The sequence below is a fragment of the Rhizobium sp. RAF36 genome (genome assembly GCF_052114105.1).
GTDB lineage: Bacteria > Pseudomonadota > Alphaproteobacteria > Rhizobiales > Rhizobiaceae > Rhizobium.
This window is the reverse complement of record NZ_JBFREC010000012.1, coordinates 92,453-109,773: the sequence shown is the minus strand read 5'-3', so window position 1 is coordinate 109,773 and position 17,321 is coordinate 92,453. Positions and strand designations below refer to the sequence as shown.

The window sequence follows — 17,321 nt, the reverse complement described above, 5'->3', positions numbered from 1 at the left end:
TAACCGTATGAAACGGCACTATAAGCGTCACTTCGCGGAAATAGCAAACGACAATAGGTTGCAGTGCTCAGTCATGTGGTCACTACCCTTCGACGATCTGTTCCTGCCCGGGAGATGATGCCGCAAGCTCGGCCCAGTCGAGCTCCTGCTCGAGAATATGGAAGATGTCGTCATCGATCTCGTCGGTTCGCCGCATCTCCGCGAGCTTCTGGCGTTTCGCGGTGATGATGCTGCGGCGCAGTTCATCCATTTCGCTGACTTCGCGCGGATGTTCACCCTTGCGGACGATTTCGCGTTCGGAGGTATAGACATGCCGCAGGATCGCTGCCGCCTTGCTTTCCTCGCCCTCTAGCTCCGCGAGAGCGGATTCCAGCAGATCGGCACGGGCATCCGACAATCCCTTCTCCCATGAGGTGTCAGGCGCGAAGCGCAGGAAACGGATCAGTGGACCGAGCGTTAATCCCTGGATGATCAGGGTGCCGAGGACGACGCCGAGGGCGCTCAGCAGGATCACGTCGCGCTCCGGAAAGTCGAAGGGCAGCGCAAGTGCTGCGGCGAGCGTTACGAGGCCGCGCATGCCGCACCAGCCGGCAACGATGCTCATCGCCAGCGTCGGCGGCTCCTGCTTTGTCGTCCGCCTCATCCGCCGACGCGTCATCACCACATTGTAGCCGAGCACCCAGAGCATGCGGACGCAGACGACGGTGATGAAGACGGCGAGAGCGACCGTCAGGGCGTAGGTGCGCCGGCCCGGCTCCATGTCGAGGAAGATCTGCCGCGCCTGCAGTCCCATCAGCAGGAAGGCGACGACATTGAGCAGGAAGACTGCCGCTTCCCATACGGAATAGGAATGGATGCGATGACGGGCGCTTTGCCGCTCGGGCATGTAACGGGCGATCACCATGGCATAGACGACGATCGCCAGGATGGCTGAGAGATGCAAGCGCTCGGCGATGATCCAGGTGCCGAAGGTGGCGACGAATTCCAGCAGCGTGCCGCCGAGCGTTCCTGCCAGTCTGGTGCCGATGATCATGTAGAGCCGCCCGGCGGCATAGCCGACGATCATGCCACCCGGTATCGCCAGGGCCAGTTCGGGCAGCGTTCTGGCGAAGAAGGCCGGGCTGGTGGCGGCGGCGACCGCGGCGGTGAAGATCAGCAGCGAGACGGCGTCGTTGAGCAGGCTTTCGCCTTTCAGCACCACATAGGTCTGACGGGGGAGATCGAAGCGGTCGAGCATGGCGGTTGCCGCAACCGCATCGGGTGGCGCGACGATGGCACCGAGCGCGATCGCCGCCGCGATCGGCAGCCCTGCCATCCAGATGCCGACGGTGGCGACGGCCGCGGTCGTCAGGATGACGGCGATGGCCGCGAGCGAGATCAGCGGCAGCCAGTTCTGACGCAGCGTCCGCGGCGGCAAGTCGTATGCGGCGTCGAAGAGGGCGGGCGCGATGAACAGTGCCAGCGCCAGCTGCGGATCGATGCCGATCTCCGGCGCCCATGGGACGGACGCGACGGCGAGACCGGCGATCGCCAGCATCGTCGGGTAGGGGATCAGGAATTTCCGCGACACCTGGAGAAAGACGATGGCAACGAGCAGCAGCGTCAGCATGCTTTCGAAAAATGCCATGGGTCCCCCTATCCGCCTGCAGGGAATGATCTAGCGCGTTCCCGGCGCTTGGCCATGCCTGTGACGGGAGCGCGGGAGAGGCCGCGGCATCAATCTTCGCTTGACGGTGCACTGCGGCATTTTAGCCGCAGCTGCTGAATCTGAGACGGCTGATCTTGTGCGTCAGCCATGCTCAATATATCTACCAACATTATAAGCACACTTATTAATAGCTGGCACAGATTTCATGAACTCCAACCCGACCCTCGGCTTCCTTCTCCACGACGTCGCCCGGATGCTGCGCAAGCGGTTCGAGCAGCGCGCGAAGTGCCTTGGCCTGACGCGTTCGCAGTGGCAGACGCTTGCCTATCTGTCGAACAACGAAGGCATTCATCAGGGCGGGCTGGCCGAAATTCTTGAAATCGAGCCGATCACGCTGGTGCGCATTCTCGACAAACTCGCCGAACGCGGGCTGATCGAGCGGCGCCAGCACCCGACCGACCGGCGTATCTGGCTTCTCTACATGCGCGAAGCCGCGCATCCGATCCTCGCGGAAATGCGCGAGCTCGGCGATGTGACGCGGGCCGAAGCGCTTGCCGGCGTCACAGCGGAGCAGCGTGAAGCGCTGTTTGCAATCCTATCCGAAATGAAGACGAACCTTGTAGTGGCGTGCCGGACACCGGTCGCTGAAAAAGAGCAGAACCATGGTTAAGAAAATCCCCCTCCGCGTTGTGTCCGATGCCAACGCAAAGACTGCCGAAGAAATCGAAGCTCCCAAGACGCAAGAAACGGTAGCGGAAGCGCCTTCATCCAATTCAGCGCCCGCTACTGCTGTCGCTGCGCCTGGCGGCACCACGGTCCGCCGCCGGCGCAGCCTCACGCGCCCGATCCTGTTTGCATTGCTGCCCCTGGCCCTCATCGTCGGTGGCTATTATTATGTGAACGGCGGCCAGGTGATGTCGACCGACAACGCCTATATCCAGGCCGACATGGTGGGCATCACCACCGACGTCTCTGGTATCGTCGACAAGATCAACGTGCATGAGAACGAAACGGTGAAAGCCGGGCAGGTGCTCTTCAGCCTGCAGTCCGACGCCTTCAAGATCGCGCTCGACGGCGCCAAGGCGCAGCTCGGCGTGCAGCGCAACCAGATCGCCAACCTGAAGGCCAGCTATCAGCAGTCGCAGGCCGAGATCACCCAGGCCGAAGCCGATTTGCCCTATTACCAGGATCAGTTCGACCGCCAGCAGAACCTCGTCAACAACGGTAGCGCCACGCAGTCGGCCTATGACGAAGCCAAGCACAATCTCGAGGTCGCCCAGCAGAAGGTCTCGGTCGCCAAGGCGGAAGCCGCGACGACGCTCGCCCAGCTCGGCGGCAATGCCGATCAGCCGGTGGAGCAGAACCCGCTCTTCCTGCAGGCCAAGTCGAATGTCGACAATGCCCAGCGCGAGCTCGACCACAGCACTGTCAAGGCGCCGTTCGATGGTGTCGTCACCAATGTGAACGCGCTGCAGGTCGGCTCCTATCTGCAGGCCTCCGCGCAGGCATTCTCGCTGGTCTCGACCAACAATCTCTGGATCGCCGCCAGCCCGAAGGAAACCGAGCTGACCTATGTGAAGCCGGGTCAGGAAGCGACCGTCTATGTCGACACCTATCCGGGCGTGTCCTGGAAGGGCAAGGTCGAGAGCATCAGCCCGGCTTCTGGTTCCAGCTTCTCGCTGCTTCCCGCGCAGAACACCACGGGCAACTGGGTGAAGGTTGTGCAGCGTATTCCGATGCGCGTCAGCATCGAGGATGCTGCAGGCAAGCCGCCGCTCCGCGTCGGTATGAGCACGGTCGTCGATGTCGAAACCGGCCATGCCCGCGGCCTGCCTGATTTCGTCAACAAGCTTCTTGGGCGGCCTGTGAGCCACCAGTAAAGAGTCACTGCCATGAGCAACGCTCCCGCATCCCCGGCAACCCCGGTTGCCAATCGCGGCGCGATCACGGCCTGCGTCATCCTGGCCGTCATCATGCAGGCGCTGGATACGACGATCGCTAACGTCGCGCTGCCCTATATCCAGGGCAGCGTCTCGGCCTCCGCCGACCAGATCAACTGGGTTCTGACCTCCTATATCGTCGCCGCCGCGATCATGACGCCGCCGTCGGGCTTTCTTGCCGCCAAGTTCGGACGCAAGAACGTTCTCCTGACGGCGATCGTCGGCTTCGTCGTCGCCTCGGTCTTGTGCGGTCTGGCCCAGTCGCTGAACCAGATCGTCGCCTTCCGTCTGCTGCAGGGCCTGTTCGGCGCTTCGCTGGTGCCGCTGTCGCAGGGTATCCTGCTCGATATCTACACGGCTGAGGAACGCGGTTCGGCCATGGCGCTGTTCGGCGTCTCGGTCATGGTCGGCCCGGTTCTCGGGCCTGTCATCGGCGGCTGGCTGACCGACAATATCAGCTGGCGCTGGGTGTTCTATATCAACGTGCCGATCGGCGCGCTGGCCTTTGCCGGCATCGTCATCTTCGTGACGGAAACCAAGAGGGATGCGCTGGCGAAGCTCGACTGGTTCGGCTTCGGGATGATGAGCCTGTTCATCGCTGCCCTGCAGCTCTTCCTCGACCGCGGCGAGCAGCTCGACTGGTTCTCGTCGGGCGAGATCATGATCGAGGCGATCGTCTGTGCCGCAGCCTTCTATCTGCTCGTCGTACACACGCTGACGGCGGAGAAATCCTTCGTCAATCCGCGGCTGTTCCTCGATCAGAACTTCTCCGTCAGCATGATCTTCATCTTCGTGGTCGGGATCACCTATCTGGCCTCTCTGGCGCTGATGACGCCCTATCTGCAGACGCTGATGGGCTATCCCGTCATCACCGCAGGGATCGTCATGGGGCCGCGCGGTCTTGGAACCATGCTCTGCATGTTCATCGTCGGGCGACTGATCGGCAAGGTGGATTCCCGCTGGCTGCTGGCGCTCGGCCTCGCGCTGACCGCCTGGGCGATGTACGACATGACCGGCTGGACGCCTGATGTCTCGCAATGGACGATCGTCTCCACCGGCTTCATCCAGGGTGCCGGCCTCGGCTTCCTGTTCGTGCCGCTGACGACGATGGCGTTTTCGACCTTGCCGGCGCAGATGCGCGGCGATGGTACGGGCCTCTACAATCTCTCGCGCAATATCGGATCGTCGGTCGGTATCTCGATCGTGTCGGCGCTGATCGTCGAGAATACGCAGAGCAACCATGAATCGATCGCCGCCTATGTGACGCCGTTCAACCATGCCTTCAACGCGGCGGCGGCTCAGGGCCTGAGCCCGCTGACGGCCGCCGGACGGGCGTCGCTGAACGAGGTCATCACGCTGCAATCGACGATCATCGCCTATATGGACGATTTCAAGCTGCTGATGCTGATGTCGCTCGCCGTCATGCCGCTGGTCTTCCTGCTGCGCAAGCCGAAGGCGGCCGCGCCGCCGATGGATCATGCAGCGGTGATGGAATAGGTCCTGCGCGCCGCAATTACCGGAACGGCTTGCTGAGATAACGCGATCCCTGAATGCCGAAGCGCCATGGTGCTTCGGCATTTTTCGTGATGCCGATCCGCTTGCCCGAAACGATCGGAACCGGGGCGGAAGGGAAGATCGCATAGGGCTCCCGGTCGAGCAGCCGGTCGTTGATGGCGATGCCGATGTCCATGGCCTGACAGAGCTTGCCCGGGCCGCTGCAGAGACTGGTCAGCTGATCCGTGCCGCGGCGTTCGGCCATCTCGGCGATGCCGCTTTCCGGCTCGATGGCACGGATGAGAACGGCCGAGCCCGGGGTGCAGACGAAGTTCAGGCACCAGTACATGCCGTAGATGCGGTAGATATAGACATTGCCCGGCGGGCCATACATCGCGCCGTTCCGCTTGGTCGGGCCGCGAAAACTATGCGAAGCCTCGTCATCGGGGAAATAGGCTTCTGTTTCGGTGATCCGCCCGCCCATGCCGTTGACCAGAAGGTGACAGCCGAGAAGATCCCGGGCCACTGCGATCGCATCGCGCTCGAAGAAATCGCGAAGCGTCCCGCCTTCCAGAGGTGCTGCGCCGATCGGTCCCTGCATATTCAACTGATGCCCTCGCTATCGGTCGTCCGCCGGTGCTCTGCAAAGATCTTCACCAGCCAGTCGATGAAGACGCGCACGCGCGGCGAAAGCTGGCGGTTGCGCGGATAGAGAAGCGAGACCGGCGTGTCCGTCAAGGGATAGTCCTTCAGGATCTGCACCAGTTCACCTGAGGCAAGGTAGCGCTCGGCGTGATAGCGCGGCACCTGGATGATGCCGAGGCCACAGCGGGCGGCGGCATGCAGGCTCTCGGCGGCATTGACCGAGATCGTCGCGGGTATGGTGATCTCGCGGACCTTGCCGTCGACGATGAATTCCAGCGGCATCAGCGTGCCTGTCGCCGAAGAGCGGAAGCCGACCATGCGGTGGCCATCCAGCCGGTCGGGATGTTCGGGCATGCTGTGGCGGGCGATGTATTCAGGGGAGGCGAGCGTCATCTCCTCCAGCATGGCGACGCGGCGGGCGATCATGTCACTGTCCTGGGGGATGCCGACGCGCAGCACGCAATCGATGCCTTCGCGCACCAGATCCACCAGCCGGTCGCCCTCGCTCATGTAGAATTCGATATCGGGATAGGTCTCGAGAAACGAAGGCAGGCTCGGCAGCACGAAATGCCGGGCGAGCGTGCCGTGCACATCGACGCGCAGCATGCCCTTCGGCTTGGCCCCGGCAAAGGCGCCTTCGGCATCCTCGATATCGGCAAGGATCGACAGACAGCGCTGGTAATAGGCCTCGCCATCGAGCGTCGGGCTGACATGCCGGGTGGTGCGCTGAAGCAGCTGGACGCCAAGCCTCGCTTCCAGCTGCTTGACCGCATCTGTCACCGTCGAGCGTGGCAGGCCGGTATCCTCGGCGGCAGCGGTGAAGCTGCGGCGTTCCACGACGCGGGAATAGACCCGCATGGCATCGAATCTGTCCATTTTTGTTCGAATTATCCGGATAGTGATGCCGAAGAATGCCTGATTATCCGAAAGAGGGAAAGGACCATCTTCTTCTCATCGAAACGCGCTGAAGCGCAGATCACTGAAGGAGAAAGAAGATGGCTACTCAGGACAACAAGGTCGCTCTCGTTACCGGCGCCTCGCGCGGCATCGGCGCGGCAATCGCCGAACGCCTCGCCAAGGACGGCTTCACCGTCGTCATCAACTATTCGGGCAATGCGGCGCTCGCCGAGGAGCTTGCCGCCAAGATCGAGAAGAACGGCGGCAAGGCGCTGACGGCGAAGGCCGATGTCAGCGATGCAGGGGCGGTGCGCCGGATGTTCGATGCAGCGGAAGCTGCCTTCGGCGGCGTCGATGTCCTCGTCAACAATGCCGGCATCATGATGCTCTCGACGCTGGCTGATGCCGATGACGAGAACTTCGACAGGCAGATCGCCGTCAACCTGAAGGGCACGTTCAACACGCTGCGCGAAGCCGCAAAGCGCCTGCGCAACGGCGGCCGGATCGTTAATTTCTCGACCAGCGTCGTCGGCCTGAAGCTCGAGAGCTACGCCGTCTATGCCGGTACCAAGGCTGCCGTCGAAACGATGACCGGCATCATGGCCAAGGAAATGCGCGGCCGCAGCATCACCGTCAACGCCGTCGCGCCGGGACCGACCGCCACCGACCTCTTCCTCAACGGCAAGTCGGACGAGCTCGTCGCCCGCATGGCGAAGATGAACCCGCTGGAACGGCTCGGTACGCCGGAGGATATCGCCGCTGCCGTGTCGTTCCTCGCCGGTTCCGATGGCGCCTGGATCAACGGTCAGGTGCTGCGCGCCAATGGCGGCCTGATCTGATCGATCCCGGGGGCGGCATCGCCGCCTCCCTTCCATCCCAAGAGCACAAGGAGCAGGACAATGAGCAAGCAAGTTATCGTCGTCACCGGTGCATCGAGCGGCTTCGGCGCCATGAGCGCCAGGGCGCTCGCCAAGGCCGGACACACCGTCTATGCCGGTATCCGCGCCACCACCACCCGCAATGCCAAGGCGGTTGCCGATGCGGCGGATTTCGCCAGGGACAGTGGTGCGGACCTGCGTAGCATCGAGCTTGACGTCACCGACGACGCCTCGATCGAGCAGGCGGTCGCAAAGATCGTTGCCGAAAACGGAAAGCTTGATGTTATCGTCCATAATGCCGGCCACATGTCCTTCGGTCCGGCCGAAGCCTTCACGCCGGAGCAATATGCCGAGCTGTTCGACATCAACGTTCTCTCGACGCAGCGGCTGAACCGCGCGGCGCTGCCGCAGCTTCGCAAGCAGGGCAGGGGCTTGATCGTCTGGGTGTCCTCGTCGAGCACCCGCGGCGGCACCCCGCCGTTTTTGGCGCCTTATTTCGCCGCCAAGGCCGCGATGGACTCACTGGCGGTTTCCTATGCCAGCGAGCTCACCCGCTGGGGCATCGAGACATCGATCATCGTGCCCGGCGCCTTTACCAAGGGCACGAACCACTTCGCCCATTCCGGCTCGCCGGCGGATACGGCGCGGGCAGCAGAATATCTCGACGGTCCATACAAGGGCGTTTCGGACAAGGCGCTGCAGGGGCTGGCATCGCTGGAACCCGCCGATGCCGATCCGGAAAAGGTTGCCCGTGCGATCGTTGATGTCGTCGGCAAGCCGTTCGGCAAGCGCCCATTCCGCGTCCATATCGATCCGTCGCAGGATGGGGCGGAGATCGTCAACGGTGTTGCCGATCGGGTCAGGGCCGAACTCTTCTATCGCGTCGGTCTTGAAGACCTGCTGAAGCCTTCGGTGATCGGCTGATCGGCGCTTGATTGTTGCAATTTTGCGAACACTGCTATGCGAATCAAACGCCTTACAAACTCCGCAATAGGGCATATATCTATTGGGTAAGGGGCGACGGAAAGTCTCCGTTCCGAAGCCCGCCTCATGGGTCCGCCGAGCCATTTCCCCTGGTGACGCGGTGGACCACCAAATTCAAAGTCGATGATTGACGGCCCGTCGAAGGTATCCCTCCCTTCCGGGCCGTTTTCATTTTCAGGGGTCGTTCAGCTTGGCATCGGCCAGCAGCTTCACCATCCAGTCGACGAAGACGCGCACCTTGTTGCTGAGGTGACGGTTCGGCGGATAGACGATGTAAAGCGGGATCGGCTCGCGCGACCATTGCGGCAAAACCTCAATCAGCTCACCCTTCTTGATCGCGTCGCGGGCCATGAAACGCAGCGTCTGCCCGATTCCCAATCCCGTCGTCAGCGCGCTTATGAAGGTTCTGCCGTCGTTGACGGCCAGCATATAGCGTGGCGTGATCTCTAGATGTTCGTCGTCGCGGTCAAATTCGAAGGGCAGGGCGCGGCCCGTCTGGGCGCGAAAATAGTTGATCGTATAGTGGTCGTTTTCGAGGTCCTGCGGCCGTTCCGGCTCGCCGAATTTCTGGATGTAGAGCGGGGCGGCGCAGGTGACGATTTCGAGCTCGGATACACGCCTGGCGATCAATGACTGATCAGCAGGGGTGCCGGCGCGCAGCGCGCAATCGACATTCTCTGCAAGGTAATCGACAGTGCGGTCGCCGACACCCAGATCGATGCGGATATCGGGGTATTTCTGATAGAAATCGCAGAGTGCCGGGACCACAATGGAATCGGCGAAAGCGCCTGCCATTTCAACGCGCAAGCGGCCGGTCGGCAGGCTCTGGGAATTGGAAAGGCTGCCATCCAGTTCTTCTAGTTCCGAGACGATCTGCGAGGCGCGTTCGTAGTAGAGCGCGCCATCGGTCGTAACCATGACGCGTCTCGTCGTACGGTTGAGAAGCTTGGTGCGCAGGTGGGCCTCGAGGCCCTGGATCAAATTGGTCACGGTGGCCTTTGGCATCGACAGAGTGTCGGCGGCCCGTGTAAAGTTACCCGTCTCCACTACGCGGATGAAGGCGCGCATTGCCGAGAGCTGGTCCATGATGGGATCTCCACAGTTTGCACTGCGATATTATTCGAAATACGGAACAGTGTAATCAGAATGGCGGTTCTTATTCCGTGGCCTGAATAACAATATGTTTTTTACAAGTTTGGCAAGCCGTGGCGTTTCGTCATGTGTTATGCGGCTAACAGGATTACAAGGCCGATGACGGTGCAGGTGAAAGACATGGTGTTCGAGAAGGTGGCCATCGGCCCCGTCTCTACGCGCGTCTATCAGGGCGCCGAATACGGCAAGGGTTCGCCGATCGTATTGTTCTTTCACGGTGGCGCTTTTCAGGGCTCCGGTCTTCAGGACAGTGCCGTGGCCGAAAGCATTGCCAGCGCCGGTGCCATCGTCGTCGTTGCCGATTACAACGCGCCGCTCGGCGGTGTCTTTCCGAAGCCGCTCGAAGTTGGCTATTCACTCTTCTCCTACATGGCCAACAAGCGGGCGTCCGGTCTTGGCGACCGCAACTCGCTGCTCTTGGTGGCCGGTGAAGAGGCGGGCGGCAACATCGCTGCCGGCGTTGCGCTGAAGGCCCGTGACCATTACGCCAATGCGCTGAATGGCCAGATCCTGATTTCGCCGCTGCTCGATCCTTTCATGGGAACGTCGTCGATCCGAAAGGCCGATGTCGCAGGCATGCGGCAGCGCTGGACCGAAGGCTGGAGCCATTATCTCAGCGGCGGCGGCTGCCACCCTTATGCGGCACCAAGCCTCTGCTCGCGAATTTCGGGTGTCGCGCCGGCACTGGTCATGACAGCAGAAGACGATCCCCTTCGCGACGAGACGCTTGGCTATGCCGCGCGTCTCAAGAAGGCGGAAGTTTCGGTTCGCCAGCACGTTCTCCCCGCCGGGAAGGGCTGGCCGTCAATCTACGGTGGGAAAACGGAAGGAGTGTCCGACTGGCAGGCGACTATCAGCCGTGAGTTCGGAAGTTTCATCCGCGAGTTAAGCGTCCAACCCCAATTGCATTGAAGTCTTGTTGTGAATGAGCGGCCGTTGAGGCCGCAAGGAGAGATACCGATGACGTCCAGAAAGAAGCGCTGGGCCCTCGTGGGCGCCGGCTTGGGCCTTGCTGCGTCTGTTTCAGCCGCTGCCATCTTTTTCGAACTGCCGATGAGCACGGTCGCGACCGCCGCTTCGGAACCCGCACAGGCTCCCGCTGTGCCGGTTACCGTCGCCCTGGTCCAGAACCGTGATGTCACTGCCTGGGAAAATTTCTCGGGCCGTCTCGAAGCGGTCGATCGCGTTCAGGTCCGTCCCCGCGTTGCGGGTGCCATCCAGTCCGTGCATTTCCGTGAAGGCGCGTTGGTGAAGACCGGCGATCTGCTCTTCACCATCGATCCGGCACCTTACCAGGCAGCCGTGGCGCAGGCGCAGGGCCAGGTGGCTTCGGCCGATGCCAAGGTCAGCCTGGCGCAGACCGAGCTCGATCGCGGCCATCGGCTTTCCGACAATCGCACGATCTCGCAGAGCGATCTCGATCAGCGTCAGAGCACGCTGGCCGAAGCGCAGGCGGGTCTCCGGTCGGCTCAGGCAGCCCTGCAGTCGGCCCAGCTCGACCTCGACTATACGCAGGTGCGGGCTCCGGTTTCCGGCCGTATCGGCAAGTTCGAAGTCACTGTTGGCAACCTCGTCGCCGCCGGTTCGGCATCTCCCGAGCTAACGACGCTGGTTTCCGTCGATCCGATCTATGCAAGCTTCAATGCCAGCGAAGAGATGGTCACCAAGGCCCTCTCCGAGCTTCCGGCAACGGATGGCGCTTTGCCTGCCGTCGAGCAGATCCCGGTCGAAGTCGGCACGCTTGCCGATGATGGCACGCCGATCAAGGGCAAGCTGCAGCTCGTTGACAACGTCGTCGATGCCGCAAGCGGCACGATCGCTGTTCGCGCCGTCTTCGACAATCCGGGCGGCAAGCTGATCCCCGGCCAGTTCGTGCGGGTCCGCATGGGCCAGCCGAAGGCCGAGAACAAGATCGTCATCAGTGACCGCGCCGTCGGCACCGACCAGGACAAGAAGTTCGTCTTCGTCGTCGATGGCGACAACAAGGTCGGCTATCGCCAGGTCAAACTCGGCGCCATCTATGACGGCCAGCGCGTCGTCGAAGACGGCCTGAAGGCCGGCGAAAAGATCGTCGTCAACGGCCTGCAGCGCATCCGTCCGGGCGCCGTCGTCGCGCCGCAGATGGAAGAGAAGGTCGCGACCAACTGATCGCGGTTTGAGACCCCTCCCCAACCCCTCCCCACAAGGGGGAGGGGCTAGCCAGCAGAACCGCCGAACCGCCATTGCGCAAGACGGTGCAACAGGTCTTCTCCCCCCTTGTGGGGGAGATGGCCGGCAGGCCAGAAGGGGTCTTTCTACACATTCATACCACCCGCCGGCGGCCTCCCAAGCCGCCGGAATGGGACGTTGCATTCCACGTTCATCCCGGAGAGGGCTTTGATATGAACATCTCCAGATTCTTTATCGACAGGCCGGTCTTTGCCGGCGTGCTGTCGGTTCTGATCGTCGTCGCAGGTTTGATCGGCCTGCGCTCGCTGCCGATCTCGGAATATCCCGAGGTTGTGCCGCCGTCGATCGTCGTGCGCGCCACCTATCCCGGCGCCAACCCCTCGGTCATCGCCGAGACGGTGGCAACACCGCTCGAAGAGCAGATCAACGGCGTCGAAGGCATGCTTTACATGGCAAGCCAGGCGACGTCGGACGGCGTTCTCAACGTCACCGTCACCTTCAAGCTCGGCACCGATCCTGACAAGGCCCAGCAGCTGGTTCAGAACCGCGTGTCGCAGGCCGAGCCGCGTCTACCGGCCGAAGTTCGCGCGCTTGGTCTGACGACCGTCAAGAGCTCGCCAAACTTCATCATGGTCGTCAATATCGTCTCGACCGGCGGTGATCACGACATCACCTATCTGCGCAACTACGCGACCCTGAACATCAAGGACCGCCTTGCCCGTATCGAGGGTGTCGGCCAGGTGCAGGTGTTCGGCGCCGGCGACTATTCGATGCGCGTCTGGATCGATCCGCAGAAAGCTGCCGAGCATAATCTCGCAGCCAGCGACATCAGCAATGCGATCAGCTCGCAGAACGTTCAGGCCGCTGCCGGTATCATCGGTGCCTCGCCGAGCCCGCAGGGCGTCGATCTTCAGCTGAACGTCAATGCCCAGGGCCGTCTGCGCACGCCTGAGGAATTCGGCAACATCATCGTCAAGACGGGGGCCAACGGCCAGATCACCCGCCTTCGCGACGTTGCCCGCATCGAGCTCGGTGCGGCCGACTATACGCTGCGTTCGCTGCTCGACGGCGAGCCTGCCGTTGCCGTCGCGGTGCTTCAGGCCCCTGGCTCGAACGCCATCCAGATCGCCGATAACGTCAATGCGACGATGCAGGAACTGCAGAAGGCGATGCCGACAGGCGTCAAATACGAGATCGTCTATGACACGACGAAGTTCGTTCGCGCCTCGATCGAGAAGGTCATCGACACGCTGCTCGAAGCCATCGCGCTCGTCGTGCTCGTCGTCATCATCTTCCTGCAGACGTGGCGTGCATCGATCATTCCGCTGATCGCGGTCCCCGTGTCGATCATCGGTACGTTCGCCGTCATGTATGCCTTCGGCTTCTCGATCAACGCGCTCAGTCTGTTCGGGCTGGTGCTGGCGATCGGTATCGTCGTCGACGACGCGATCGTCGTCGTCGAAAACGTCGAACGAAACATCGAGGCGGGTCTAAGCCCGCGCGCCGCCACCTACAAGGCGATGAAGGAAGTGTCCGGTCCGATCATTGCGATCGCGCTGGTGCTCGTCGCGGTGTTCGTGCCGCTCGCCTTCATCTCCGGTCTGTCCGGTCAGTTCTACCGCCAGTTCGCGCTGACGATCGCCATCTCGACCGTCATCTCCGCCTTCAACTCGCTGACGCTGTCTCCGGCACTCGCCGCTCTGCTCCTTAAGGGGCATGGTGCGAAGAAGGACTGGCTGACGCGGTTCATGGATGCGATCTTCGGCTGGTTCTTCCGCGGCTTCAACCGTGCCTTCGGCTCGGGCTCGAATGCCTATGGCAAGGGCGTCGGCGGTCTTCTGTCGCGCAAGAGCATCGTCATGGTCATCTACCTGGCGCTGGTGGGGGCAACCTATAGCCTGTTCACCGCGGTGCCTGGCGGCTTCGTGCCGTCGCAGGACAAGCAGTATCTGATCGGCTTTGCCCAGCTGCCGGATGCCGCCAGCCTCGACCGCACCGAAGACGTCATCAAGCGGATGACCGATATCGCGCTGAAGCAGCCGGGTGTCGCCAATGCGATCGCCTTCCCGGGCCTGTCGATCAACGGCTTCACCAACTCCTCCAACGCCGGCATCGTCTTCGTGACGCTGAAGGATTTCGACGAGCGCAAGACGCCTGATCTTTCGGGCGGGGCAATCGCCATGGCGCTGAACCAGAAGTTCGGTGTCATCCAGGACGCCTTCATCGCCATGTTCCCGCCGCCGCCGGTCAACGGTCTCGGCACCACGGGTGGCTTCAAGCTGCAGATCGAGGACCGTGCCGGTCTCGGCAACCAGGCTCTCGACGAGGCGACCAAGGCCGTGCTCGCCAAGGCCTACCAGACGCCGGAACTCGCAGGCATCTTCTCGAGCTTCCAGATCAACGTGCCGCAGCTCTATGCCGATCTCGACCGTGCCAAGGCCGAGCAGCTCGGGGTTTCCGTCACCGACGTCTTCCAGACGCTGCAGATCTATCTCGGCTCGCTCTACGTCAACGACTTCAACGCCTTCGGCCGCACCTACAGCGTCCGCGTGCAAGCCGATGCCAAATTCCGTGCCCAGCCGGAAGATATCGGTCAGTTGAAGGTTCGGTCGGCATCCGGTCAGATGATCCCGCTTTCGGCCCTGCTGAAGGTCGATGCCACGACCGGTCCGGAGCGCACGAACCGCTATAACGGCTTCCTCGCTGCCGACATCAATGGCGGTCCGGCACCGGGCTTCTCGTCCGGACAGGCGCAGGCTGCGATCGAGAAGATCCTGAAGGAGACGCTGCCATCAGGCATCGACTTCGAATGGACGGATCTGACCTATCAGCAGATCCTTGCCGGCAACTCGAGCGTCGTCGTGTTCCCGCTGGCCCTGCTGCTGGTCTTCCTCGTGCTGGCAGCCCAGTATGAAAGCCTGACGCTGCCGCTGGCGATCATCATGATCGTGCCGATGGGTGTGCTTGCCGCCTTGACGGGTGTCTGGCTCACCGGTGGAGACAACAACATCTTCACGCAGATCGGCCTCGTGGTCCTTGTGGGTCTCTCGGCGAAAAACGCGATCCTGATCGTGGAATTCGCCCGCGAACTGGAGTTCGAAGGACGCACGCCGGTGCAGGCGGCCGTCGAAGCGAGCCGCATGCGTCTTCGCCCGATCCTGATGACCTCCATGGCCTTCATCATGGGCGTCGTGCCGCTCGTCACCTCGACGGGTGCGGGTGCCGAAATGCGCGCCGCCATGGGTATCGCGGTGTTCTCCGGCATGATCGGCGTGACCTTCTTCGGCATCTTCATGACGCCAGTGTTCTACGTGCTGCTGCGCAAGCTGGCTGGCAATCGCCCGCTGATCCAGCACAACGACAACCATCCGGTGGATGAAGAAGACCATATGAAGGTCGCAGCCGAGTAAGCGGCAACCCCAAAGTGAAACAGGAAGGCGGGACATTTAGTCCCGCCTTTTTCATTTGCATCGCCCGGTCAGCCGGTTAGTCTTTGATGAACGTACATCGGCCGGGTGGAGTTAGGCCGATGAAGCGCATAGCGGAGGAATGCATGCATATCGCGATTATCGGTGCGGCCGGCATGGTCGGCCGGAAGCTGACGGCGCGTCTCGTCAAGGACAAGGTTCTCGGCAGCGCGGAAATCTCGGCCCTTTCATTGATCGATGTCATCGAACCTGAAAAGCCGGCGGGGTTTGCCGGCACGGTGAATGCTTGGGCATCCGACATTTCGGCGCACGGTGAGGCAGCGAAGATCGCTGCCGGCCGGCCCGATCTGATCTTCCATCTGGCGGCGATCGTTTCGGGCGAAGCGGAGCTCGATTTCGAGAAGGGCTACCGGATCAATCTCGACGGTACGCGCGAACTCCTCGAAGCGATCCGGCTCGCGAATGCCGAGGATGGCTACAAGCCGCGCGTGGTCTTCACCTCGTCGCTGGCAGTCTTCGGTTCACCCTTCCCGAAGGTCATTCCCGATGATTTCCACCAAACGCCGCTGACCAGCTACGGCGCGCAGAAGGCGATGAGCGAGCTGCTGCTGTCTGATTACAGCCGCCGCGGTTTCCTCGATGGCATCGGTATTCGCCTGCCGACCATCTGCATCCGTCCGGGCAAGCCCAACAAGGCAGCTTCGGGCTTCTTCTCCGGTATCCTGCGCGAGCCGCTTGCCGGGCATGAAGCCATCCTGCCGGTGCCGGATACCGTGCGTCACTGGCATGCATCGCCACGCTCGGCCGTCGGCTTTCTGCTGCAGGCGTCGCGCATCGACCTTGCGCCGCTTGGCGCACAGCGTAGCCTCACGATGCCCGGCGTCAGCGCCACGGTCGGCGAGCAGATCGAGGCTCTCAGGCGTGTTGCCGGTGAGAGCGCCGTGAAGCTCATCCGCCGCCAGCCCGACGAACTGATCATGCGCATCGTTTCCGGCTGGCCGGAGGCTTTCGAGGCGAAGCGCGCGGGCGCCCTCGGCTTCGTTGCCGACTCGTCTTTTGACGAGATCATCCGCATTCACATAGACGACGAGCTTGGAGGCAAGATCGGATGAGCAGCACACGGAATATCGCCTTCCTCGGCACTGGCCTGATGGGCGGGCCGATGGCGCGCCGGTTGCTGGGCGCGGGCTTTGCGCTCACGGTCTGGAACCGGGGTGCCAGCAAGGCTGCGCCACTTTCGGCTGACGGCGCGCGGATTGCAGGTAATGCAAGTGAAGCGGCAAAGGGCGCGAATATCGTCTTCACCATGCTGTCGGATGGCAATGCCGTTGAGGACGTCCTCTTCAACCAGGGTGTTGCAGCAGCGCTTGCCGCAGGTGCGGTTGTTATCGACTGCAGCTCGATCGCGCCCAAGGCGGCGCGGGATCATGCGCAGCGCCTTGCCGAACGCGGCATCCTGCATATCGACGCGCCTGTCTCCGGCGGTGTCGTCGGTGCGGCGGCTGGGACGCTGGCGATCATGGCGGGCGGGGAGGGGGCTGTTATCGCCGAACTGGCGGAGGTCTTTTCGCCTCTCGGCCGCGTCACCCATGTTGGGCCTACCGGAACCGGACAGCTTGCCAAGCTCGGAAACCAGCAGATCGTTGCGGTGACCATCGGTGCCGTTGCCGAAGCGATGATGCTGGTGGAAGCCGGTGGCGGTTCACGCGAGGCGTTTCGCAATGCGATCCGCGGCGGTTTCGCCGAGAGCCGTATCCTCGATCTGCATGGCCAGCGCATGGTCGATCATAATTTCGGCACCGGCGGCCCTTCGAAGCTGCAGCTCAAGGATCTGAACAATATCCTGGCTGTGGCAGAGAGCCTGTCGCTGGCATTGCCGCTGACAGAAACCGTGCGCGCCGAATTCGCCGAATTCGTCGCGGGCGGCGGCGGCGACGTCGACCACAGCGGCATTCTCCAGCATTTCGAGGACAAGCATTCGCGCGCCAAGCGGTGATACAGGGTGCTTGATTCTCAAGTGAAAATACGATCCCGGCACAACCCATGAGCGTTTTTGTGACTGTTGTAAGGAACAGTTCACCTAGTA

The 17,321-nt window shown here is 62.2% G+C and carries 14 protein-coding genes; 10 read left to right on the top strand and 4 right to left on the bottom strand.

The window, feature by feature from the left end; translation table 11 throughout:
• Window positions 1-82: 82 nt before the first annotated feature.
• The gene (locus AB4Z25_RS27740; RefSeq protein WP_112538883.1) at window positions 83-1,627 is read right to left on the bottom strand and encodes a cation:proton antiporter domain-containing protein; all 1,545 of its coding nucleotides are present in this window, start codon (window positions 1,625-1,627) and stop codon (window positions 83-85) included.
• 226 nt (window positions 1,628-1,853) lie between these two features.
• Between AB4Z25_RS27740 and AB4Z25_RS27735 the strand changes: the two genes are divergently transcribed.
• Genes AB4Z25_RS27735 through AB4Z25_RS27725 form a run of 3 tightly spaced genes read left to right on the top strand, consistent with a single transcriptional unit; the run spans window position 1,854 to window position 5,085 of the window.
• Complete coding sequence (locus AB4Z25_RS27735) at window positions 1,854-2,318, top strand: MarR family transcriptional regulator (protein WP_112538884.1); 465 nt, start codon at window positions 1,854-1,856, stop codon at window positions 2,316-2,318.
• A complete protein-coding gene (locus AB4Z25_RS27730) occupies window positions 2,311-3,528 on the top strand; it encodes an HlyD family secretion protein (protein WP_112538885.1) in 1,218 nt (405 codons plus the stop codon). Before AB4Z25_RS27735 ends, AB4Z25_RS27730 begins: the two co-directional genes overlap by 8 nt.
• A gap of 12 nt (window positions 3,529-3,540) precedes the next feature.
• Complete coding sequence (locus AB4Z25_RS27725; protein ID WP_112390366.1) at window positions 3,541-5,085, top strand: DHA2 family efflux MFS transporter permease subunit; 1,545 nt, start codon at window positions 3,541-3,543, stop codon at window positions 5,083-5,085.
• Between the two features lie 16 nt (window positions 5,086-5,101).
• Here AB4Z25_RS27725 and AB4Z25_RS27720 read toward each other — a convergent pair whose 3' ends face one another.
• Together AB4Z25_RS27720 and AB4Z25_RS27715 are read right to left on the bottom strand one after the other, a co-directional pair.
• Entirely contained in the window at window positions 5,102-5,683 is a 582-nt protein-coding gene (locus AB4Z25_RS27720; protein ID WP_112538886.1) for a DNA-3-methyladenine glycosylase, read from the bottom strand.
• A gap of 2 nt (window positions 5,684-5,685) precedes the next feature.
• A complete protein-coding gene (locus AB4Z25_RS27715; protein WP_112538887.1) occupies window positions 5,686-6,603 on the bottom strand; it encodes a LysR family transcriptional regulator in 918 nt (305 codons plus the stop codon).
• A gap of 119 nt (window positions 6,604-6,722) precedes the next feature.
• On the opposite strand from AB4Z25_RS27715, the gene AB4Z25_RS27710 reads away from it, so the two are divergent.
• Window positions 6,723-7,463 (top strand): SDR family oxidoreductase, encoded by a 741-nt coding sequence (locus AB4Z25_RS27710; RefSeq protein ID WP_112538888.1) that lies wholly within the window; start codon window positions 6,723-6,725, stop codon window positions 7,461-7,463.
• 60 nt (window positions 7,464-7,523) lie between these two features.
• Window positions 7,524-8,426, top strand: coding sequence for an SDR family oxidoreductase (locus tag AB4Z25_RS27705; RefSeq protein WP_112538889.1), 903 nt, complete (start codon window positions 7,524-7,526; stop codon window positions 8,424-8,426).
• A 234-nt stretch (window positions 8,427-8,660) separates the two neighbouring features.
• On the opposite strand, the gene AB4Z25_RS27700 is transcribed toward AB4Z25_RS27705, so the two are convergent.
• Complete coding sequence (locus AB4Z25_RS27700; RefSeq protein ID WP_112390371.1) at window positions 8,661-9,572, bottom strand: LysR family transcriptional regulator; 912 nt, start codon at window positions 9,570-9,572, stop codon at window positions 8,661-8,663.
• A 165-nt stretch (window positions 9,573-9,737) separates the two neighbouring features.
• On the opposite strand from AB4Z25_RS27700, the gene AB4Z25_RS27695 reads away from it, so the two are divergent.
• The 5 genes from AB4Z25_RS27695 (at window position 9,738) to AB4Z25_RS27675 (ending at window position 17,231) form a co-directional block, all read left to right on the top strand.
• A complete protein-coding gene (locus AB4Z25_RS27695) occupies window positions 9,738-10,550 on the top strand; it encodes an alpha/beta hydrolase fold domain-containing protein (protein WP_112390372.1) in 813 nt (270 codons plus the stop codon).
• 48 nt (window positions 10,551-10,598) lie between these two features.
• Window positions 10,599-11,786, top strand: a complete 1,188-nt coding sequence (locus AB4Z25_RS27690; RefSeq protein WP_112518335.1) for an efflux RND transporter periplasmic adaptor subunit — start codon at window positions 10,599-10,601, stop codon at window positions 11,784-11,786.
• Window positions 11,787-12,019: 233 nt separating this feature from the next.
• Window positions 12,020-15,217, top strand: a complete 3,198-nt coding sequence (locus AB4Z25_RS27685; protein ID WP_112390374.1) for a multidrug efflux RND transporter permease subunit — start codon at window positions 12,020-12,022, stop codon at window positions 15,215-15,217.
• 143 nt (window positions 15,218-15,360) lie between these two features.
• On the top strand, window positions 15,361-16,347 hold the full coding sequence (gene denD / locus AB4Z25_RS27680; protein WP_112538890.1) for a D-erythronate dehydrogenase: 987 nt from the start codon (window positions 15,361-15,363) through the stop codon (window positions 16,345-16,347).
• Window positions 16,344-17,231 (top strand): NAD(P)-dependent oxidoreductase, encoded by an 888-nt coding sequence (locus AB4Z25_RS27675; protein ID WP_112538891.1) that lies wholly within the window; start codon window positions 16,344-16,346, stop codon window positions 17,229-17,231. Before denD ends, AB4Z25_RS27675 begins: the two co-directional genes overlap by 4 nt.
• Window positions 17,232-17,321: the final 90 nt, after the last annotated feature.